At 71.5% G+C, this 3452-nt stretch carries 3 protein-coding genes and 1 pseudogene; 1 reads left to right on the top strand and 3 read right to left on the bottom strand.

Annotation, left to right across the window (positions count from 1 at the left end):
- Both Q2100_RS29120 and Q2100_RS29115 read right to left on the bottom strand, forming a co-directional pair.
- Positions 1–183: pseudogene (locus tag Q2100_RS29120) on the bottom strand (hypothetical protein); the annotation flags it as partial.
- A complete protein-coding gene (locus Q2100_RS29115; protein ID WP_264010860.1) occupies positions 180–1274 on the bottom strand; it encodes a potassium channel family protein in 1095 nt (364 codons plus the stop codon). The gene Q2100_RS29115 and the pseudogene Q2100_RS29120, both read right to left, overlap by 4 nt.
- Before the next feature lie 48 nt (positions 1275–1322).
- Between Q2100_RS29115 and Q2100_RS29110 the strand changes: the two genes are divergently transcribed.
- Positions 1323–1718 (top strand): DoxX family protein, encoded by a 396-nt coding sequence (locus Q2100_RS29110; protein ID WP_302916830.1) that lies wholly within the window; start codon positions 1323–1325, stop codon positions 1716–1718.
- A gap of 13 nt (positions 1719–1731) precedes the next feature.
- Here Q2100_RS29110 and Q2100_RS29105 read toward each other — a convergent pair.
- The coding region (locus tag Q2100_RS29105) for a PD-(D/E)XK nuclease family protein (RefSeq protein ID WP_302916829.1) at positions 1732–3452 on the bottom strand (1721 nt) is incomplete at its 5' end.

Below are 3452 nucleotides of genomic sequence, written 5' to 3'. Positions count from 1 at the left end.
GCCGCCGATCAGCACCTGGTTGCGCCGGTCCACCCGCAGCAGCAGGGCGTCGGCCCAGCCCGCGACGGCGGCGTCGACGTCGGTGCGCAGCGTGTCGGCGCGGTCGGCGCCGACCCGCGACAGCAGCGGGATGTTGCGCAGTCTGAAGTTGATCGCCCGTCCCCCCGGCCCGCCGGAGGTCATCGCTCCGCGTCCGCGCTGCGGATGTGCAGCAGCCGGTCCCCGGGTTCGAGCGCGTCGACCTGCGGGTCGTCGACGCGCAGCAGTTTCCCGCCGCGCACGACGCCCAGCACGATGTCGGAGAGATGCCGGGGTGAGCCGGCGACTTCCTTGGGCGTGACCTCCCGCTCCGCGATGGCGAAACCGGCGTCCGGGGTCAGCAGGTCCTCCATCATCTCCACCACGCTCGGCGTCTGCACCGCGATGCCGAGCAGCCGGCCTGCGGTCTCGGACGTCACGACGGTGGAGTCGGCGCCCGACTGCTGCAGCAGGTGCTGGTTCTCGGCCTCGCGGACCGCGGCGATGATCTTGGCCTTGGGCGCCAGCTCGCGGGCGGTCAGCGTGACCAGCACGGCGGTGTCGTCGCGGTTGGTGGCGACGATGATCGACTTCGCATGCTGGGCGCTGGCCAGTCGGAGCACATCCGAATCGGTTGCGCTGCCGCGCACCGTGACCAGCCCCGCACTCTTGGCCCGCTCGAGGGCGGTGGGATTCTCGTCGACGACCACGATGTCGGCCGGGGCGACCTCGTCACCGATCATCGCCGCCACGGCGGTGCGGCCCTTCGTGCCGTACCCGATGACGACGGTGTGGTTGCGCACTTTGTTCCTCCATCGCTGGATCTTCAACGCCTGGCGCGACTGCGTCGTGAGGGTCTCGACCGTGGTGCCGATCAGCACGATCAGGAACGCGACGCGCAGCGGGGTGATCACCAGCACGTTGATCAGGCGGGCCGAATCGGTCACCGGCGTGATGTCGCCGTAGCCGGTCGTCGAGAGCGACACCGTGGCGTAGTACAGGCAGTCCAGGAACGACAGCGGGTCGCTGGCGTCCGGTGTGCTCTCGATGTCGCGGTAGCCGTGCCGGTCGAGGTAGACGATAAGCACCGCGGCGAACAGTGCGGACAACGCGTAGATCACCCGCATGGCGATGCGCCGGGCCGGGCTGACGAACGGCTCCGGAATCGAGAGGACGTCGACCAGGTCGGCGTCCGGTCGGCTGGTCAGATTCTGGTCGATCGCAGCGAGCCGACGTCGCAATCTACCTTTGGCCACGAGGGCCGTTCATCGATCGCCCAGCGATGCGCACGTCACAATGTAATCATGACCTCTCTCCCACCAGAACTGCAGCGGATCGCCGGCTCGTCGCGCGGGGCCAAGATGGGCGCGATGCTCGTCGGCATGGGGGTGCTGCACTTCGTGGCGCCCAAACCGTTCGACGGGATAATTCCCGACGAACTGCCGGGCACCGCGCGGTTCTACACCTACGCCTCAGGGGTCGCCGAGCTCGCGGCAGGCGGGCTGCTGATCGCGCCGCAGACCCGCAAGGTGGGCGCCCTGGCCGCGGTGGCGCTGTATTTGGCCGTGTTCCCCGGCAACGTCAACATGGTCCGGCTGTGGTGGGACAAGCCGTTGCCGATGCGGATCGCGGCGATCGCGCGCCTTCCCCTGCAGATCCCGATGATCACCCAGGCTCTCAAGATCTACCGCGAGGCCTAGGGCGCCGCAGGGCTCAGGCCGCCTCCGGCGTCAACAGTGCAGCCAGTTCGTCGATGCCGGGCAGCACGGCCGGTCGCACGGTCTCACCGGTGCGCACGTAGTGGAACGCTGCGCGCACCGACGACGCGGGCCGGTCGTGCAGCGCGGCCCAGGCAAGGCGGTACACCGCCAGCTGCACGGCGGCCTGGGTGCGTGCCCGGTCGGTGTCGGGCGGCCCGCCGGTCTTCCAGTCCACCACCGTGACGCCGCCGTCGTCGTCGGCGAACACCGCGTCGATCCGCCCGCGCACCACGGTGTCACCGATCACCATGTCGAACGGCACCTCGACGTCGACAGGGGTGCGCGCCGCCCATGGCGACACCATGAACGCGGCCTGCAGTTCGGCCAGCGCCTCGGCCTCGCTGCGGCGCAGTTCGCTGTCCACCGCACCGGGCAGGTCGTCGAGGTCGAAGAGCCGCTCGGCACCGTAGAAGCGCTGCACCCAGTCGTGGAACGCCGTGCCCAGCAACGCATCCGGGTTCGGCCGCACCGGCAGCCTTCGGGCCAGCCGCTGCGTGGCGGCCGCCGGATCCCTGCCGAGGTCGACGAGTGTGCTGACCGACACCTGTGCGGGCAGTTCCACCGGCGCGGCCCGCCCGGCGCGTTCACGCTCGGCCAGTAGCGCGTCGACGTCGGCGCGCCAGCCGTCGACATCGGCGTCCTGGCGGAGTTCACCGGCCATCGCCCGCGTCACCAGGGCGGCGCCGCGATCGAGGTCGGCCCGCCGGCCACCGGCCGGGTCCGGCGGCCACACAGCTTCGACAACGTTCTCGCGCAACGGGTTCGGCTCTCCGTCGGCCGGGGCGGGCGCCCAGTGTTCGACGATGCCGCACGGATCGCCGTCGGCCACCGACCGGTCGATGATGTCCTTGAGCTCGCAGAGGAAGTCCGACGGCCCCCGCGGCTTGGACTCCGCGGCGCCCCAGTGATGGCCCGACAGCAACAGCGTGTCCTCCGCGCGGGTCAGTGCGACGTACAGCAGCCGGCGCTCCTCGTCGACACGGCGCTGTTCGAGGCGGCTCTTGTGGTCGTGGATCCGGTCGGACAGCACCTTGCGGTCGTTGACGTCCGAGGTGTCCAGCACCGGAACCCCGTGGTCGGCCGCCGTCGCGCGGTCGCCGCGCAGCAGTGGCGGGAGATCGGCGGGGTCGGTGAGCCACGTCCGCGGCTGCGCGGTCGACGGGAAGACGCGCGCGCTCAGGTGCGGCACGGCGACCACCTGCCACTCCAGCCCCTTGGCGGCGTGCACGGTGAGGATCTGCACCCGGTTGGCCGACACCGACACCTCGGCCGGCGCCAGACCGTTCTCCACCACCATGGCGGCGTCCAGGTAGCCGAGCAGGCCGCTCACCGTGGCGCCCGGCCGGGCCGCGAAGTCCGCGACCACATCGGCGAACGTGTCCAGGTGCTCGGCGCCGGCCCAGCCGGCCCCCACGGGTTGCGCCGCGCGGGCCTCGGCGTCGATGCCCAGCACCCGCCGCACGTCGGCCACCAGTTCGGGCAGCGGGAACCCCAGATGCGCGCGCAGGGCGGTCAGCTCGCGGCCCAGCGCGACGATCCGGCGGTAGCCCTCGGCCGAATACCTCTGCGCCGCACCAGGATCACAGATCGCGTCGGCCAGGCAGGCGGCATCGGCGTCGGGCGCGGTACGGGCCACGATCTCCTCGGTGGACGCCGACCCGGCGGGCGCGGCGG

The sequence above is a fragment of the Mycolicibacterium arseniciresistens genome, from assembly GCF_030519285.1.
GTDB lineage: Bacteria > Actinomycetota > Actinomycetes > Mycobacteriales > Mycobacteriaceae > Mycobacterium > Mycobacterium arseniciresistens.
Note: the sequence above shows the minus strand (reverse complement) of the source record. Positions and strands in the feature narration are given on the sequence as shown.

Bases quoted from the DNA above. Each gene is read 5' to 3' on its own strand.
- Q2100_RS29110 (WP_302916830.1), top strand. From the start codon at position 1,323: ATGACCTCTCTCCCACCAGAACTGCAGCGGATCGCCGGCTCGTCGCGC.